This window comes from Defluviitalea phaphyphila, assembly GCF_001466305.1.
Classification (GTDB): domain Bacteria; phylum Bacillota; class Clostridia; order Lachnospirales; family Defluviitaleaceae; genus Defluviitalea_A; species Defluviitalea_A phaphyphila.
The window spans coordinates 154,759-171,991 of the sequence record NZ_JWID01000001.1; the positions used below are offsets into that span (position 1 = coordinate 154,759).

17 protein-coding genes are annotated in these 17,233 nt (G+C 27.6%); all 17 read right to left on the bottom strand.

Annotation, left to right across the window (positions count from 1 at the left end):
* The 17 genes from OM90_RS00660 to ade all read right to left on the bottom strand — a co-directional run bounded on the left by OM90_RS00660 (nucleotide 1) and on the right by ade (nucleotide 17,227).
* Entirely contained in the window at nucleotides 1-411 is a 411-nt protein-coding gene (locus OM90_RS00660) for an FtsX-like permease family protein (RefSeq protein WP_058484952.1), read from the bottom strand.
* Nucleotides 390-1,247 (bottom strand): hypothetical protein, encoded by an 858-nt coding sequence (locus tag OM90_RS00665; RefSeq protein WP_058484953.1) that lies wholly within the window; start codon nucleotides 1,245-1,247, stop codon nucleotides 390-392. Before OM90_RS00665 ends, OM90_RS00660 begins: the two co-directional genes overlap by 22 nt.
* Entirely contained in the window at nucleotides 1,247-2,296 is a 1,050-nt protein-coding gene (locus OM90_RS00670) for an FtsX-like permease family protein (protein ID WP_058484954.1), read from the bottom strand. Before OM90_RS00670 ends, OM90_RS00665 begins: the two co-directional genes overlap by 1 nt.
* Before the next feature lie 331 nt (nucleotides 2,297-2,627).
* Nucleotides 2,628-3,353 (bottom strand): putative ABC transporter permease, encoded by a 726-nt coding sequence (locus OM90_RS00675; protein WP_058484955.1) that lies wholly within the window; start codon nucleotides 3,351-3,353, stop codon nucleotides 2,628-2,630.
* Nucleotides 3,354-3,391: 38 nt separating this feature from the next.
* A complete protein-coding gene (locus OM90_RS00680; RefSeq protein WP_202813773.1) occupies nucleotides 3,392-3,970 on the bottom strand; it encodes a TetR/AcrR family transcriptional regulator in 579 nt (192 codons plus the stop codon).
* Nucleotides 3,971-4,304: 334 nt separating this feature from the next.
* Nucleotides 4,305-5,339 carry a BMP family protein gene (locus OM90_RS00685; protein WP_064505465.1) on the bottom strand — a complete coding sequence of 345 codons (1,035 nt, stop codon included), beginning with the start codon at nucleotides 5,337-5,339 and terminating at the stop codon, nucleotides 4,305-4,307.
* An 81-nt stretch (nucleotides 5,340-5,420) separates the two neighbouring features.
* Nucleotides 5,421-6,362 carry an ABC transporter permease gene (locus OM90_RS00690; protein ID WP_058484957.1) on the bottom strand — a complete coding sequence of 314 codons (942 nt, stop codon included), beginning with the start codon at nucleotides 6,360-6,362 and terminating at the stop codon, nucleotides 5,421-5,423.
* Nucleotides 6,362-7,417: an ABC transporter permease gene (locus OM90_RS00695; protein WP_058484958.1), complete on the bottom strand. Its 1,056-nt coding sequence runs from the start codon at nucleotides 7,415-7,417 to the stop codon at nucleotides 6,362-6,364. The genes OM90_RS00690 and OM90_RS00695 overlap by 1 nt, the downstream gene beginning before the upstream one ends.
* A gap of 14 nt (nucleotides 7,418-7,431) precedes the next feature.
* Complete coding sequence (locus tag OM90_RS00700) at nucleotides 7,432-8,946, bottom strand: ABC transporter ATP-binding protein (protein WP_058484959.1); 1,515 nt, start codon at nucleotides 8,944-8,946, stop codon at nucleotides 7,432-7,434.
* A 125-nt stretch (nucleotides 8,947-9,071) separates the two neighbouring features.
* Entirely contained in the window at nucleotides 9,072-10,328 is a 1,257-nt protein-coding gene (locus OM90_RS00705) for an amidohydrolase family protein (protein WP_058484960.1), read from the bottom strand.
* Between the two features lie 28 nt (nucleotides 10,329-10,356).
* The gene (locus OM90_RS00710) at nucleotides 10,357-10,848 is read right to left on the bottom strand and encodes a nucleoside-triphosphatase (protein ID WP_058484961.1); all 492 of its coding nucleotides are present in this window, start codon (nucleotides 10,846-10,848) and stop codon (nucleotides 10,357-10,359) included.
* Entirely contained in the window at nucleotides 10,842-11,663 is an 822-nt protein-coding gene (locus OM90_RS00715) for an XdhC family protein (protein ID WP_058484962.1), read from the bottom strand. The genes OM90_RS00710 and OM90_RS00715 overlap by 7 nt, the downstream gene beginning before the upstream one ends.
* Nucleotides 11,664-11,675: 12 nt before the next feature.
* Nucleotides 11,676-12,299, bottom strand: a complete 624-nt coding sequence (locus OM90_RS00720; protein ID WP_144428510.1) for a hypothetical protein — start codon at nucleotides 12,297-12,299, stop codon at nucleotides 11,676-11,678.
* A 20-nt stretch (nucleotides 12,300-12,319) separates the two neighbouring features.
* The gene (locus OM90_RS00725) at nucleotides 12,320-13,633 is read right to left on the bottom strand and encodes an amidohydrolase family protein (protein ID WP_058484964.1); all 1,314 of its coding nucleotides are present in this window, start codon (nucleotides 13,631-13,633) and stop codon (nucleotides 12,320-12,322) included.
* 14 nt (nucleotides 13,634-13,647) lie between these two features.
* A complete protein-coding gene (locus OM90_RS00730; RefSeq protein ID WP_058484965.1) occupies nucleotides 13,648-14,727 on the bottom strand; it encodes a 4Fe-4S dicluster-binding protein in 1,080 nt (359 codons plus the stop codon).
* A gap of 146 nt (nucleotides 14,728-14,873) precedes the next feature.
* Nucleotides 14,874-15,467, bottom strand: coding sequence for a TetR/AcrR family transcriptional regulator (locus tag OM90_RS00735; RefSeq protein ID WP_058484966.1), 594 nt, complete (start codon nucleotides 15,465-15,467; stop codon nucleotides 14,874-14,876).
* Nucleotides 15,468-15,529: 62 nt separating this feature from the next.
* Nucleotides 15,530-17,227, bottom strand: coding sequence for an adenine deaminase (gene ade / locus OM90_RS00740; protein WP_242860833.1), 1,698 nt, complete (start codon nucleotides 17,225-17,227; stop codon nucleotides 15,530-15,532).
* Nucleotides 17,228-17,233: the final 6 nt, after the last annotated feature.

Sequence of the window (17,233 nt, forward strand, 5' to 3'; positions counted from 1 at the left end):
CTACTCTTCCTCCTTTATTAACATAGCAGGTTCATAACGAGACAATATGTATAATGGAACAGTCATTACTATTGCCAAAAATACCATAAGCAAAACAATAAGAGAAATAAGAGAATATGTTCTTAATGTAGATAAATAAATTAAATTAAAGGCACTTATTTTTGAGTTAACATAAGAATAATATACATATATAAAAGATAAAACTACAGCTATAATTTGCAATAGTAAAACTTCAAAAAATATAGATTTCATAATACTTTTCTTAGTATATCCAAATGCAATACGAATTCCATATTCTTTTTTATTTAAAAGCACTGAAACAGAAAGAACAGAAATAATGGATATAGCAGAACAAATAATAACAATCCCTGCAAAAAGTACATTTAATTTTAATATTTTATAGTTGTCCACAGTCCATTGTTCAAAAAATCCCTTATGGAAGTAACTCTTACTTTCATCCCTAATTCCATTGCTTTACTATTAATATATTCAACAATATCTAATGTTTTAGCATCTGTACTTACAAATATTTTCCCTGCAGTGGACTGTTGTGTTATTGTATCTGTTATATCTATTTCTGAAAATGGCGCAATAAACTTATGATTTAATGAAATAGGGGGCATTGTTATGGCATCTGAATCATTAAACCATTTCGCAGAATCAATATATCCTTTTACTATATACTTAGCATTATTACGAGATAAAGTAAGAACATCTCCAACTGATATTACATTTTTAAAATCTGCTCCAAGATATATAGGAAGATAAATTTGCCCTTCCTTTTTTATTGGCTCCATATCAACTGGCTGCAATGGAAAATTAATTATTTTTAAAATAGATGGGTCTATAAAAATAACTTCTGCAATCAAAGGTGCTTGTTCTCTAAATGTTCCAGCATAGCTTTTTTTATTTAATTCCAGATAAGAAGTATTATTTTTAAGCTCTGTAAAATATTCTCCAGATTCATCGTAGGCTGCACAAATAGTTCCAAGGTCACTTCGGATAAAATTTTTTAATTCATCAATTTTCTTTCCAGCATTTTCAGCATCTTCAATATAGCTTAAGTCTATTCGATATATTTTCTTTAAATCTGACGAAAACATTTTTTTAACCATCTCTCCTTGTACATGGAAAGATAAGGCATTTGTAACAGTAGTCAAAAAAAGTAAAAATGAAATAATATTTAGTAAAAGAATTAATAAAGACCTTCTTTTATTATGAAATATTGTTTTTATTGCAAGGCTCACTATAGTTTTACCCCCTCAGAAGGTTGTAGATTTAAAATATATACAGCTGGAATAATCATAGAAATAATCACTGCAATTCCCATAGCAATAATAAAACCTATAGCCATGGGAACAAATTTTTCAAAGTTTTGAATTTGAGTAAAAGATAATGAAATTCCTGTAATAATACTTAATATTGCAGAAATAAAAATTAATTGAAATAATTCCTTAGATAATAAAACTATTACTGAAAAATTGGTATACCCAAATGCCTTTCGAATAGCTATTTCATGTCTTCGTACAACTACCCAATAATAAGATAATATTATGGTATTTAAAAGTGCAAAAGCAAATAATCCAATAAAAATCACATTATCCTGATTAAATACACCTTCAAAAATATTTTCTCGTGTAATAACATCTGAACTTGTAATTCTAGCTTCTGGTATAAGTTCTTCTAAACTCTTCTGAATTTTTGTGTATGCTGAATATACATTATTCTTATTGGAATAAATATTAATATACAATCTATCTTGTTCATCTATTCTATTAGGAAAAATATAAAAATAATCTTCTCCATTTATAATAAATAAGTTGTTAACAAAGGGATATGTTTTATCATCTAAAATATTCTGTATATCAAATGTAATACCATTAATACTTAATTTTTTATTTCCCTTTATTGTAGTTTCTGAAGCTATCAATGAAAATTTCTTTAAAGAATCTATTCTCTCCGATGAAGGTAGAGAAAATGGCTCATTTTGTTTTAATACAACTTCTGGATTAAAAACATTATCTATCTGGTCAAAATATAATGGCATATTATCTAAAACAACATTACAAGTATCAACATCTTTCATAAGCATTAGTAATTCTTGGGGAGAAATTGGCTTCGGCAAAAAAATAGTTGCTCTAACTTGATTGCGATATACATATTCATTTTTTTCTCTAATAGTATGTACTACTTGTAATGTTGACGTTATTCCATTATATAAAGCTATAAATGCACTAAAAAAACAAATAATAATTAAAACACTAACATTAGAATATCTTTTTATTACTGCAAACAAAATCCTCTCCTCCTCAAGTCAAAAGATAACCCGCTTAAATATGAAATTTTTTACAAAAGTAAAATTCATTCTTTTTCTCAACTATCCCTATCATGGATAAATAAAAAACAGTAAATTTTCACTCCAAATCCAAACACATATTTGTTTTAAGTAAATAACTTGAAATATATATAATATTATATATTTTTTTAATATTATATATTTAATTCTAAAATTAATCAAATATTGCTATACTTTAAAAATTATAAATTAAAAGCTTCAGCATTTTATGCCATCCTATCTTTTATTTTATAATAGGAAGGCAATAAATACTGAAGCTTAAAAAATATCTTTATCTAACTTTTTCTTTAACTTTAATCTTGATTTTTTTAAATTCATTTTGTAAATATTCCCTAATTTCTTGGTTTAGTTTTCCAATCTTTTTGAATTTTAATTTAGGAAATGCTTGAAAAATCCTTTTATATTGTATAATCTGACCGTAGAAATTTTCCAATGGCTTCTTATATTGCCGTAACACAATCTTTCTTAAGTCTATTATTTCTGTTACAGATTTTATAGTATCAAAAATAAAATAAAGAATTATAAATACATTAATAAACATTTTTATTGATATATTTAAAAAAGAAACATATTTTATAATTATAGGATGTATAAGATTAATTAAAATATAGGATAATATCCCCCAATATATAGAATACTGCAGACATACCCTTCCATGTAGATTTAAAAAGAAATCACTATAATCCCACCATTTACAATTAAACATTTTTTCTAAAATATATCCTGTAATATATTCAAGAATCGTTGTTAATATCATAGCTACAAATATTTGAATAAATATATTATTCGAAACAATACTAAAACTATTATTAAAAACTGCAAATACTTGAATAATTAATATTGCTCCAAATCCATATATAGGGCAGAAAGGCCCACTTAAAAAACCTCTATTAACAAATTCTTTTTTCTTTATACTATTATAAATTGTTTCAATAACCCATCCAATAAAAGAATATAAAGCAAAATATATTATAATATCAAAAAAATACTTCTCCATAATTTTCCTCCTTACCAAGCATTATAATAAGCTCTTATCTATTCAAATAATATCTCTACTAAATCTAAAGTTTCAGATAAATCTTCTTCATCAGCAAGTAAAATTTGTATAGCTGTACCAAACATTGAGCCTAAAATAAATCTTGATAAAGATTTTGGAGAATATCCTTTAATATTTTTTATTTGAATAGTATTTAAAATATACTTTTCTATAATATTTGATAATTCTTTAAATAAATTATTTAATAAATTTTTAAACTTAGGAGTCCAAAGTGCTAATCCCGTAAAATCATATAGTAATTTAAAAAGTTCAGGATTATATTTTAGTAAATCTTTAAAATATTTTATTAAGGCTACTACCCTTTTTTTAGGAGATACTTCCCTCTTTAAACACTCCTCAATTTGTATCAAATATTTTTTTATCATCATTTTTACTACTTCTATAAATAATCCTTCTTTATTTTTGTAATAATAATTTAACTGACTAAGAACAACTCCTGCTTCATTGGCAATATCTCTTAATGAAACATTGGCATAACCTCTAGAAGATATACATTTTGAAGCAGCAATTAATATTCTTTCTGACTGATTTAACTTATTCATTTTATCCTTTATCATATTTACCACTCCTTACAATTCGGACATCCGACCTAATAAAATCATATCATTTTTATAATACTAAATCAAGTTATACTTGAAAATATTTCATTTTTGATTTTTATAAACAATAACTCATAACCATAAATTTTTTCTATAATAAATCTAAACATTTTAGAATGATTTTCAACTTTATTAAAGTTAAAATATTTTTATTCTATTAATTTAACAAATAAATTTCCTATAAAAAATAGTCGTCACTTTCTAATACCACGTTAAAATAGAAAGGACGACTAAAACATATTTTAAAATACTTTAAAACATTTTTATTTAATTATATTCAAAAGAATATTATTTATTCTTCAATAAATGTACCTTCTTTTATTTGTTCGACAATTTCTAAATATTTTTCTTTAATATCCTCTGGAACATCATCACTAAAAGTTCCAACACTTATAGCTCCATTGGAAAGATCTCCATAAATCGTTTTATTTCCATAAGTGCCTTTTTTGACATCTTCCATACAAATTTCTAACATGGCTGCATTATCTGTAACAACGCTACCAATTACTACATCAGATTCTTGTATAGCAAGTAAATCGCTTGGTTGTCCAATATCATATCTATTTTCATAATTCGATAATGCTTCTCTTGCACCAGAATCTACTGCACTAGCATCTCCAAACATAACGTCTACGTCATTCATAGTAACCATGGAATCAGCAATTTCTTTTCCTTTAGCGGAGTCACTAAAAGACCCTGCATAAGCAGAATAAACTTGAATATTTGAATTAACTGCTTTAGCTGCTTTTTCATAAGATTCCAATTTAATTTTTGTTGTATCTAGTTCCATTCCTCCAATAAATCCTATACTGTTCGTTTTTGACATCAATCCTGCCAAAGCACCTGCCATATATCCTATTTGCTGTGCATCAGGTAATAAAGATACAATATTATCTGTTTCAACTGTACCATTTAATAATGCAAAATATACATTAGGATAATCTGCTGCTACTTCTTTAACTGCATCTGTATATTGATTACCCGGTGCGAAAATTAAATCAAATCCCATATCAGCATAACTTCTCATTGTAGGTGCAAAATCAGCAGTTGTAAGATTATCTGTATACTGTGTTTCAAATCCACACTTTTCAGCTGCTGTAATCATTGCATTATAACATGCTGCACCCCAACCTCCATCAGAAATAGAAGAATCTAAAATCATTGCAACTTTATAAGTTTTATCTTCTGTTTCACTTTCTGACACATCATCACTCTCAACTTGAGATGTGCTTCCTGTCGTTGACGTAGAATTAGATGATGCACATCCTACCAAAATTGTAGCAAACATTACAATAGTTAAAATTAAAGATATTATTTTTTTACTCATAATATTATCCCTCCTAAAATTTGTTATTTAATAATTATTTATTTAAAATAAGTTTTTTATAATCAAAGATATTTTTTATACTTATCGTTCTTCTCTAAAATATGGTTTTCCATTCGCCTTAGGACCTGCTTTTTTTATTCCAAAAAATGCAAGTACAAATAAAGTAGAAAGATAAGGAATCATAGCTAATAATTGATATGGTGTACCTGAGCTCATAACTTGAAGACGAAGCTGTAGAGCATCAGTAAATCCAAATAATAGTGCTGCAAGTAATACTCCTCCAGGCATCCATCTACCAAATATAACAGCAGATAATGCAATAAATCCACGTCCAGCAACAACTCCATCAGAATATGTACTAATATATGCTGTTGTTAGATATGCTCCTCCTATACCTGCTAATATGCCACAAATAATACAAGCAATATATTTATTTAACATTACATTTATCCCCATAGACTCAGCTGCTTTAGGAAATTCTCCAATTGCTTTGTAATTAAGTCCTAGCTTCGTTTTACTAAAAAAAACATAAGTAAGAGGTACTAATAAATAAGCAATATATACAATAGGAGTATGATTGAAAAATACAACTCCTAAAACAGGAATTTTATTAAGAATAGGAATAGGCACTGTTTTCATTAATGTTGCTTGAACCAAAGTTGAACTAATTCCAAAATATATTTTATAAATAAATGAGGCTAGGGCTGGAGCAAAAATGTTAATTGCCATACCATATACTATCTGTTCTGCTCCTAAATGAATTGTACAAAAAGCATAAATCATATTAATTAATATACCACTTATAGCTCCTGCTAAAATTCCCAAATATGGATTTCCTGTAATATAACAAATGAGAAACCCACTAAGAGCACCAAATGTCATTATTCCATCTAATCCTATATTAACTAAACCAGCTCTTTCTGAATATAATTCTGCTAGTGCCACAATAAGAATAGGCGTAGCCATACGCACAGTAGATAAAAGTAATTCCTGAATAAAGATAATATCAAATACTGTTTCCATTACAATGGCTCCTTCCTAGGCTTTGAAAATACATTGCTAAAAAATTGTCTTATTTTAGGAAGGTTAATAAATGCACTTCCCGCTACAGCAAAGACAATTACTAATGCCTGAATAATATCTATTACAGATGTTGGCATTCCGCTTCCCACTTGCATAGTTGTTGCTCCAGTTCTAAGAATTGCAAATAAATAAGCTACTAAAACAGTTCCTATAGGATTTAACTGCCCTATGAGTGCAATAGCAACTCCATCAAACCCATATCCTTGTCCAAAACCAGACATTAATCTAAACTGTGTTCCATGTAATTCTACACTTCCTCCTAACCCTGCTATTGCTCCAGATATAATAAAAGAAAACAACATAAATTTTTTTACAGGCAATCCATTAAATTGAGAAGCAATTTGATTTAAACCTACTGCTCTAAGTTTAAATCCTTTTGATGTATAAAATAGAAAATAATAAATAATCAAAGTAAGGATTAATGCTATAACAATTCCATAATGAACTCGTGATTGACTAAAAATCCTTCCTAATTTTACTGGAACAGAAGCAGTTTGTGGAACATTACCTTCTCTTAAGGGCCCCGTATATAAATATCCCATAAATAAAATAGCTACATAGTTTAACATGATACTAACAATTATTTCATTTAAACCTCTAGTTATTTTAAGAATCCCAGGAATAGCACCCCAAATTCCTCCAGCTATAGTCCCTAAAGTAAGACTGATTATAATTAAAGGAATTCCTGTTATTCCTTTTAAAGTTGTAGATATCCATATACTTACTACTGCACCCATGACAAACTGTCCTTCTCCGCCAAGATTAAAAACACCACATTTGTAAGCAAAAGTAGCTGCTAATCCAGTAAAAATCAAGGGAACAGCTTTTATAACAGTCTCTCCGATATTAGCTGGTGTACAAAATGCACCCTTAAATAAATATGTATAAGCTTCCATAGGATTGCCACCAATTATTGTGATTAAAATAGCTCCTATTATAAATGAACATAATACAGATATTACAGGTACAAAAATTTTAATTAACATATTTTTCATTTATTTATCCTCCTTTACTCTGCTTTTCCAGCCATTGCCAACGAAATTTCGTCAATGGGTGGATTATCTCCAGAGTAAATACCTACTATTTGTCCTTCAAACATTACTGCTATGCGATCGGATAATTTTAATATTTCATCAAAATCCGCACTGATTAAAATAACCCCACATCCTTTATCTCTGGCACTGATTATTTTATCATGCACATATTTTGTAGCCCCTATATCCAATCCTCTTGTAGGATGAACCGCTACTAAAAGTTCTGGCTCCATTTCAAGTTCTCTAGCCAAAACAATTTTTTGCTGATTACCTCCTGAAAGATTTCTAACTTCTTGGTCAATTGAACTACATCGAATATCATACTTTTTTTTCATCTCATTGGAATATTGATTAATTATCTTTTTCTTTAAAAATAGTCCTTTTTTCAAAGAAAACTTTGATTTTTCAATAGATTTTAGTATCAAATTTTCTTTTACACTCATATCACCAATTAATCCCATTTTATTTCTGTCTTCTGGTATATGGGAAATATTAGAATTTATAAAGTCATTAGGATCAAATTGGGCTACTTTTTTACCATATAAATAAATATTTCCCTCATGAGGTGTAATAACCCCTGTAACAACTTGAGCTAATTGGGACTGTCCATTCCCATCTACTCCAGCTATTCCAAGAATTTCTCCCTTACCAACTGTTAAAGAAATATCCTTTATCCCATTATGCTTTGATTCCTTATTAAAACTTATATGTTCTAAAGCTATAATATTTTCTTTTGTTTTAGAAACCTTTTTATATTTACTAGATACCATTTTTTTGCCAATCATAAGAGCTGCTAATTCTTCTGCATTTGTTTTATTTTTATCCAATGTTTTTATTGTATGTCCCATTCTAAGAATTGTAATACGATCGCTAATTTCCAAAACCTCGCGCATTTTATGTGATATAAAAACAACAGATTTCTTTTCTGATATTAATTTTTTTATAACTCTAAATAATCCCTCTACTTCTATATCAGTTAATGCTGCTGTCGGTTCATCTAAAATTAGTAGTTCTGCTCCTCTATATAATGCTTTTAATATTTCTACACGTTGCTGTTCTCCTACTGAAATTTCTGTTATTGGTTTATCAATTTCAACATTTAGTCCGTATTTAGATGCTAATTCAAGAATATCTTTTTTAATACGGTCTTTTTTTATAAATATTGATGAATCTTTTGTGACTCCTAATATAATATTTTCAAATACCGTCATGGCTTCTACTAACATAAAATGCTGATGAACCATACCAATCCCAAGCTTCATAGCTTTTGATGGAGAATCAATTTTAACTTTTTTACCCCTATAATAAATGCTTCCACTAGTAGGTTGATATAACCCAATAAGTATATTCATAAGTGTACTTTTCCCTGCTCCATTTTCTCCTAAAAGTGTATGTACTTCTCCTTCTCTAATAATTAAATTAATATCTTTATTTGCATAAATATCTCCGAATTTTTTTGTAATATTTTTCATAACAAGTAATTCTCTCATCTACAAACCCTCCTTTCATCAAAATCGTAGCTTTATTTTTAATTTAATATTAAAAAAAGATATATAAATATCCTTAGATATATATACATCTTTGTATAAAAATTAATTATTTAGTTAAATCCTTTTTATACTTCTTCTCCTTCAAGATATCTAGCTATAATATCATTTTTATCTCCACAATAAATAAACCTTTCTAACTTTTCTAATGGACTTAATTCTTTAATTACATTTTGATTACTATCTATAACAATTGCATCAAATAAATAACCCTTTTCAAAACTTCCTGTTTTTCCAAAAAAACTACCATTTAGCTTCGTTGCCAGATAAAATGCTTCGGATTCTGTTAATATTCTTTCGTTATTATTAAATATATGTCTAATCTTTGAACTTTGTATTGCACTCTTAATAGTATTTGTCATAGATATCATATGTCCTGCTCCAACATCTGAACCAAGTCCAACTTGAATGCCCATATCTAAATATTTTGTTACAGGCATAATTCCACTAGATAAGTTTATATTAGCATCTGGACAATGTACTAAATATACATTTTTATTTTTGGCCATTTTAATTTCTTCTTCTTCAAGATAAATTGCATGAGCCATTATTGTTTTTTCCATTCCATAAAGTTGATTTTTTAAATATACATCAGAATAATTTTTATTACTAGGGAATAAAGATTTTACCCATTTTACTTCATCTTTATTCTCAGATAAATGGGTTTGTACTGGTATCTTTTTTTTAACTGATAAATCCCCTAACTTTTTAAGCAAATCTAATGAACAACTAGGGGCAAATCGTGGAGTAATTATTGGTTTTATTAAATCTTCTTTGCTATTATTATCAATAAACTCTATAGTTTCTTTTAATGAATCGTCAGTAGTTTGAAGTAAATTTTCTGGTGCATTTTGATCCATATTCACTTTTCCAACAAATGCAGATATCTTCCTCTTTTTTATTTCTTCTATAAGTATTTGGTTACTATTATTATGAATTGTTCCAAAAATACATGAACGAAGAGTTCCATTATCATATAAATCCTTTACAAATGCTGAATATATCTTCTTTGCATAATTTTCATTAACAAATTTCATTTCATTTTCAAATGTATATTTATTCAACCAATCTATTAATTCTAAATCTAAGCCTACTCCCTGTTGTAAATATTGAGGTGCATGAACATGTAAATCAACAAAAGAAGGGATTATAATTGCGTCTTTATAATCTTTTACTTTAATTGGTTCATATTTTTTAGGCAAATTTTTATATATACCTAGCACTCTTTTATTTTTAATTATCAAAAAACTTTTTTCATGTATTTCAAAGAAATCTTTCTCTTTTGTAAATATAAAGTTTCCTTTTAGTATTTTGAGGTCATTCAATATCTCATCACCAACTTCTATTATCAAATTATTCTAATTTTAGGATATTAATTTGCTTTATAGAATATTTTTTTATAACCTTATGAACAAATTTATCTCTAGTTGCAATGTAAATTTCATTTGCTTCTAATAATATTTTTCTAAAAATTTTATCAAATCCACAATTTTTAATCTCTAAAAGACCTATTTCATCCAAAAATATTGGCGATATACGTTTTTTAAGCATATCTTCTATTTTATATTCAATAATATTGAATGTCTTATTAGAAAAACGGTAAGGCCCTAAAGACACTCCATTATCCCAATTATCAAAGTCCCTGTTATAAAATAAATAATCCTCCCTTATTATGAAAGGATATTTTTCTCTATTCGATAGTTGAATAGCATCATATCCTATAATATTGCCATTTTTCATTCTCTTAACTGATACAAATCCATCACCTTTATTTATTTTTTCATATATTTTTATTAACCTTGTTGTCTTTCCTTGATTTCTTTCTCCTACAACAATATTTACCATTTTATTTCAGCTGCCATATGTTTATGTCCTTTTTTATTATAGACAACAGATAATATCTCTGAGGCAATGGAAATTGCTATTTCTTCTGGAGACCCTCCTCCTATATCTAAACCAATAGGTGCATAAAAGTTCGTTAATTCAATTTTTCTTCCAAAATTCTCATATGTTTTTTCCACGAATTCTTTTAATTTTTTTTCTGAACATAACATACCTATATATTTAGGTTTTAGTTTTAATTCAATAATTTTATTCATTACATTGTAATCATACTTATGAGAAGGAGTACAAATTACAACATAACTATTATCTTTAATTCTTTCTTTTTCTAAAAATTCCGAATAATTAGATAAAACTTTTCTATCATATATCTTAAGACTATCATAAACTTCTTTACGATCATCAATCAAAGTAACATAAAAATCCATAGTCTTTAATACATTTGTTAAAGCTTGTCCAACATGTCCTGCTCCAAATATATAAACATATGCTTTTGGACCAATATATTCATAAAAAAGAGAAACCTTTCCGCCACATGCCATAGGAAGAGTTTTTGTATCTTCAACAATCTTTCCTTCATTTAATAAATATTTTTCTAATACACTTTTCTTTTCATTAATTAAACTTTTACATTTTTCTCTAGCATAATATTCTATGGCTCCTCCTCCTACTGTTCCAAAGGAGGAGCCACTTTCTCCTACTAACATTTTTTTACCAACAACAGATGGTGTACTTCCCATACTTTCAACAACCGTAACCATCATACATTGTTCGCCAGATTTCTGCATTTTTATTAGTTCTTCATATATTTCATTCATATATATCCCTCATTATATTAAATATTGTATCAATACTGCTAAACCTAAAGTAGTAAATGCATAAACAGGCTTTACTTCTAAATTGTTTTTAACTTTGTTATTTACTAATAAGAATACTATAACTAAAAATCCATTTATTAATCCATTAATAACTAAGAAATTAAATCCATTTTGAAATGATGCAATATATTTTCCAACATTACCTGTAAATAGATATATCCCTACTAGGTAAAACATATACATCAATCTCCAGCCAATACTTCCTATAATCGCTGCTCCTACATATTCTTTTGTATTATTTTCTCCTGCCAAGAATGGACATACAGCAGCAACTATCATAGATTCAAGTATAATTGATATCATAGGATTAATAGTTTTAAAAATACTTAATCCTGGTAATAATAAATCTATAGCTTTTATTCCTGCTGATATAAATCCTATTAACAATAGTGAAGACCTATTTCCTATTGATTTATAAGCTCTAACTAATATAACACTTGCTATTGGAAACATAATCATTCCAGATACTGAATAAGGTATTAAATGTAAAATATATCCTAAAGTAGCCTCTAAAATACCCCATATTCCTCCATAAAATATTATTTTAAATAAGTTTTTTGATAATTTAATATTCATAATTAAATTCCCCTTTCTATTTATTTTATTTTTTTCCAAAGTGCTGCAGCACATTTTTTAGCGTCCTTTAATTCTTTTGATATATCTTGTAATAATTTATAATTGCTTATTCTATGTACTCCCTTTACCCACACCTCCTTTGGATGTAACTGTTCTAAAATTCCATATACAAAATGCCCAAAGGCATTTTCTTTAGTCATAGGAGTAATAGAATGATATGGTACCAACATCAAATCTGATTCAAACCCCTCACTTAAAGAACCTAATAAGCATCCCAATCGTCTGCTGACAAATTTGTAAGAATATAAAATACTTTTTCGTAAATATTCTATATTAAAAGAATTAGGGGCATTTATATTAGACGAATAAACTAAAGTTTGATAATCTCTAGCCAACGAAAAACCTAATCCATCATTGCCTACTATAAAAGGAATATCTAAATCTATGGTTCGTTTAACTTGAGGTAATCCCACCCCATTATTCATATTTGATGATGGATTAAATGCCATTAACCCTTTAGTTTGTTTTATTAATTTAAAATCTTTTTTTTCTAGGTATATTCCATGAACATATATACTATCTTCTCTAAGAAGATCATATTTTTGAAATCTTTCTAAAATTGATAATCCAGAATGATTTTTTGTCCAATTAATGTCCTCTATACTTTCTCCTACATGAACATGAATAGGAATTTCTTTAGTAATTTTTGATAATTTTTTTAAACTATCATCTCCCAAACTGAAGGAAGCATGTAAACCTATTAATCCTCTTGCATCTTTATTTTTTTCTTTTTCCATTTTTTCATAAAACGATATATTTTCATCAATACATTCATCTATATTAAATCTGTCACTTGTTTCAAAGCAAAATATTCCTCTAAGTCCTATTTTATCTACAACAGCTTTTTTTAATATGCTTAAACTACCACTAATCATTTCTCCACTTGCATGATGATCTATTACCGTCGTTATCCCATTTTTTAAAAAATTTTCTCCACTTGTAATACCACTATAATAAATCTCTTCTTCTCCTAACCCCCTATCAAGTTTCCACCAAAGTTGATTTAAAATATCTTGAAAACTTTTAGGATTATACGGAGTCAGCCATCCTCTTGCAAAAGTTGAGTAAATATGTGTATGTCCTAAAACTAATCCAGGTAAAACAATACCACCTTTTCCATCTATCTCTTTATAATCCTTTTTATTTTGATCTTGGATATAATCTTTATATTCTTTCATTGTACCTACTTTTAATATCTTTTTATCAAAAGCAATAAATGCATTTTCCAAATACTTTTTAAAATCATATAGAGTAACATTTTTTAATATCACCATACAAGTTCCCCCTATTAAAAACTTATGGCATTCTTAGGACATATACTTTTACAAAGTGTACAACCAAAACAATATTCTTTATTTATAATAATTTTATTATCTACTTTACTCATTGCAAAATAAGGGCAACTTTTAATACATTTTTGACAAAGTATACAAGCTTTTTCATCAACATTTGGATATATTGGTTCATATACTGTATCCGGTATGTTTAATGGTGTATCAATTACTTCTTGGATACTACTAAATCCATAATTTTTAAGCGTTTGTGGTAATTCGTCAATGATTTTTTTATAAAGATCTATTCCTTTAAGCATTGCTGCTGATAACATCTGTACCAGATTTGCTCCTGCTAATAAGAATTCTAATACATCTTTAGCAGAACTAATGCCACCAACTCCAATAATCTTACACTCTGGAACTTCTCTTTTTATTTTAGCAATCATTGCTAAAGCTATAGGTTTAATAACTGGTCCAGACATCCATGCTTCTCCTTTTGTATTGCCCATAACAATTGACCTCTTTTTTAAATCAATACTCATAGTTGGGCCTACAGAATTAATTGCAACAACTCCATCTCCTCCAGATTCTAAAACCATCTTAGAAAAAGCTACTGGGTCTGGCATATGTGGGCTAAGTTTCATGAATACTGGTTTATTAGTTAAACTTCTTATTGTCTTAATAGTTTCTGCTATTATAGATAAATCTTTTCCCACATAATGAGTTGAAATTTCAAAAGCATCTGCAAATGGATCTAGAGCTGGGATTAAAATTTTCATATCTTCTTTTGTATATCCTGTACTAATTATTAATGGAGATTTAACCTCCTTTTTAATATTAGGAAGATATTTATTAACCCAACATTCTAATGAATATTCTGACCATAATTCTACATTTAAAATATTATTTTCTCCTGCAATAATACATGGACGTGGAACCATTGCTCCATTTATCGAAATAGTTTTTGTAACCATTGCTCCTAATCCCATTTTATTAAGGAAAATTATCTTTTCATCATCTCCTACTAATGGACCTGAAGCTGGCATTAACGGATTTTTAAATTTCATTCCCATAAAACTAGTACTTAAATCCATATTAATACTCCTATCAAACAAATTTAAAAAACAAAAAGGAGCCCACTTTTGTAGGCTCCATTACCTTCTAAATATCACTTTTATTTTATTTATTTTTTATATTTCAATTATAATAAAGTGTTATTATTAAGTCAAGTATAATTTTACTATTTGACCAAATTATTTTTTTCCATTTCCTTTATAATTAATTCTTTACAATATTCAAAATACTTTTCAACAGAAAAAGCCTCTGAATCAATTAAATATTGAATAGTTGCTCCCTCTAACAATGAAATAATCGCACTTGCTAATAAAACTTTTTTATCTTTGTCATAATTAGGGGCATATGTCTCAATTAATTCTTGTAACTCATTTCTCCATCCATAAAATGAATTTTTAAACTCTTCTCTAAAACTTTCATTAAATCTTGAGTGAACCCAAAAATCTATTTCAGCGTAATCATATTTTTTTTCTTCTTTAATAAATAGTAGTTTTTGCTTAATAAATACATCTAATTGACTTTCTAATGTATCATCAGCATTTTTTCTTGCTTCTTGTCTTATCTCTCTACAACGTCTCGCTACTTCTTTTTGAGCGTCTAATAATAATTCATTTTTTGATTTATAATAATAATGTAAATTTGATTGAAAAACTTGAGCTTTTTCAGCAATACTACGCATTCTTGTACCACTTATTGTTTTTTCCTCAATTACATCAAGCGTAGCTTGTATAATTTTATTCTTTGTTGGTTCTTCTTTCATTATATCCTCCTATAATATCCCTTTATATTTTAAATATTTATTTACTATTATAACATCAAACATTATAATAATAAATTATCTTCTACATTTACAACTCCAAATGTTGTAAGCTTAAGTTTTGGCACCACTGGCAAACTTAGAAAAGATAAAGTCATAAAAGGGTCTATTTCTTTGTTAACACCAAGTTCATAAGCTTTCTCTTTAAGTGAATTTAATATATCGATTACAAGGTTTGCTTTCATATCACTCATTAATCCTGCTATTTTTAATGGAAGCTTATTTAATGTTCTACCATTTAAAACAATTACCATACCACCGCTCATATTTCTAAGCTCATTTACAGCTAAAACAATGTCTTCATCTTTAGCCCCTATTGCAATAATATTATGAGAATCATGAGAAATACTTGTTGCAATGGCTCCTTTTTTTAGACCATATCCTTTCACATAAGCAATTCCAATATGACCAGTATTTTTATGCCTTTCTATTACACATAACTTGAGAATATCATTTTTAGTATCTATTCCTGTCGCACATCCTTCATCTTTTGTAATAATTTCTCCAGGGATTAATCCAATTAGTGGCAAAGGAATATTATTTTTACGAATTTGCTCAATATTAAGTGGTTCTAAATGCATTGTATTAAAAACTTCTGGATATTCTTTTTCATAATAATTTATGTTTAACTTATTATGTTCTGTTTCTTCTAATACATTTATTCCTTTCTTATAAACAGAAACAATCGAAACTTCATCTAAATCGTCTAATACAACAAAATCTGCATCAAATCCTGGAGCAATCGCTCCTTTATTTGATAAACCAAAACATCTAGCAGCATTATATGAAGCTACCTTATAAGCAAGAATTTTATCTACTCCTTTTTTAATTGATTTTCTAATAATATAATCTATATGTCCCTGTAATAATAATTCTTCAGGATGCTTATCATCTGTAGCAAAAACACACCTTTCATAATATTTATAACTAATAAGTGGTAAAAGAGCTTCTAGATTTTTACATGCTGTTCCCTCACGTATCATAATCCATAATCCTTTTTGGAGCTTCTCTAATGCTTCATTAAATGTCGAACACTCATGATCAGTTTTTACACCAGCAACAATATAACCATTTAAATCAATACCAGAAATAAAAGGTGCATGTCCATCTACCTGTTTACCAGATTCTAAAGTATATTTTATTTTCTTAATTATCTCATCATCTTTTTCAATAACTCCATAATAATTCATCATTTCAGCAAGTCCTAAAACTCTTTTTTCTTTTAATAATTCATTGATATCGTTACTATTTATAATTGCACCAGATTCATCAAACTGAGTAGCAGGAACACAAGAAGGTATCATAAAGTATACATCAAGAGGAATATTTTTTGTTACATCTAACATAAAATTAATTCCTCTTTTCCCACAAACATTAGCTATTTCATGAGGATCTGTAATAATAGAAGTTGTTCCATGTTTTAAAGCAATCTGCGAAAATTCAATCGGATCTATTAAGGAACTCTCTAAATGAATATGAGAATCAATAAAACCAGGAACAATTATTTTATTTGAAAAATCAAGCTCTCTTTCTCCTAAATAATTTCCTATACCTATAAAAATTCCATCACAAATTGCAATATCAGCTCTAATAAATTCATTTGAAAAAACATTTAAATATAAGGTATTTTTCAATACTAATTCTGCTTTTTTTCTACCAGCTGCTACGTCAATATATTTTTCTATGTTTATTATTTTACTCACCTCCTT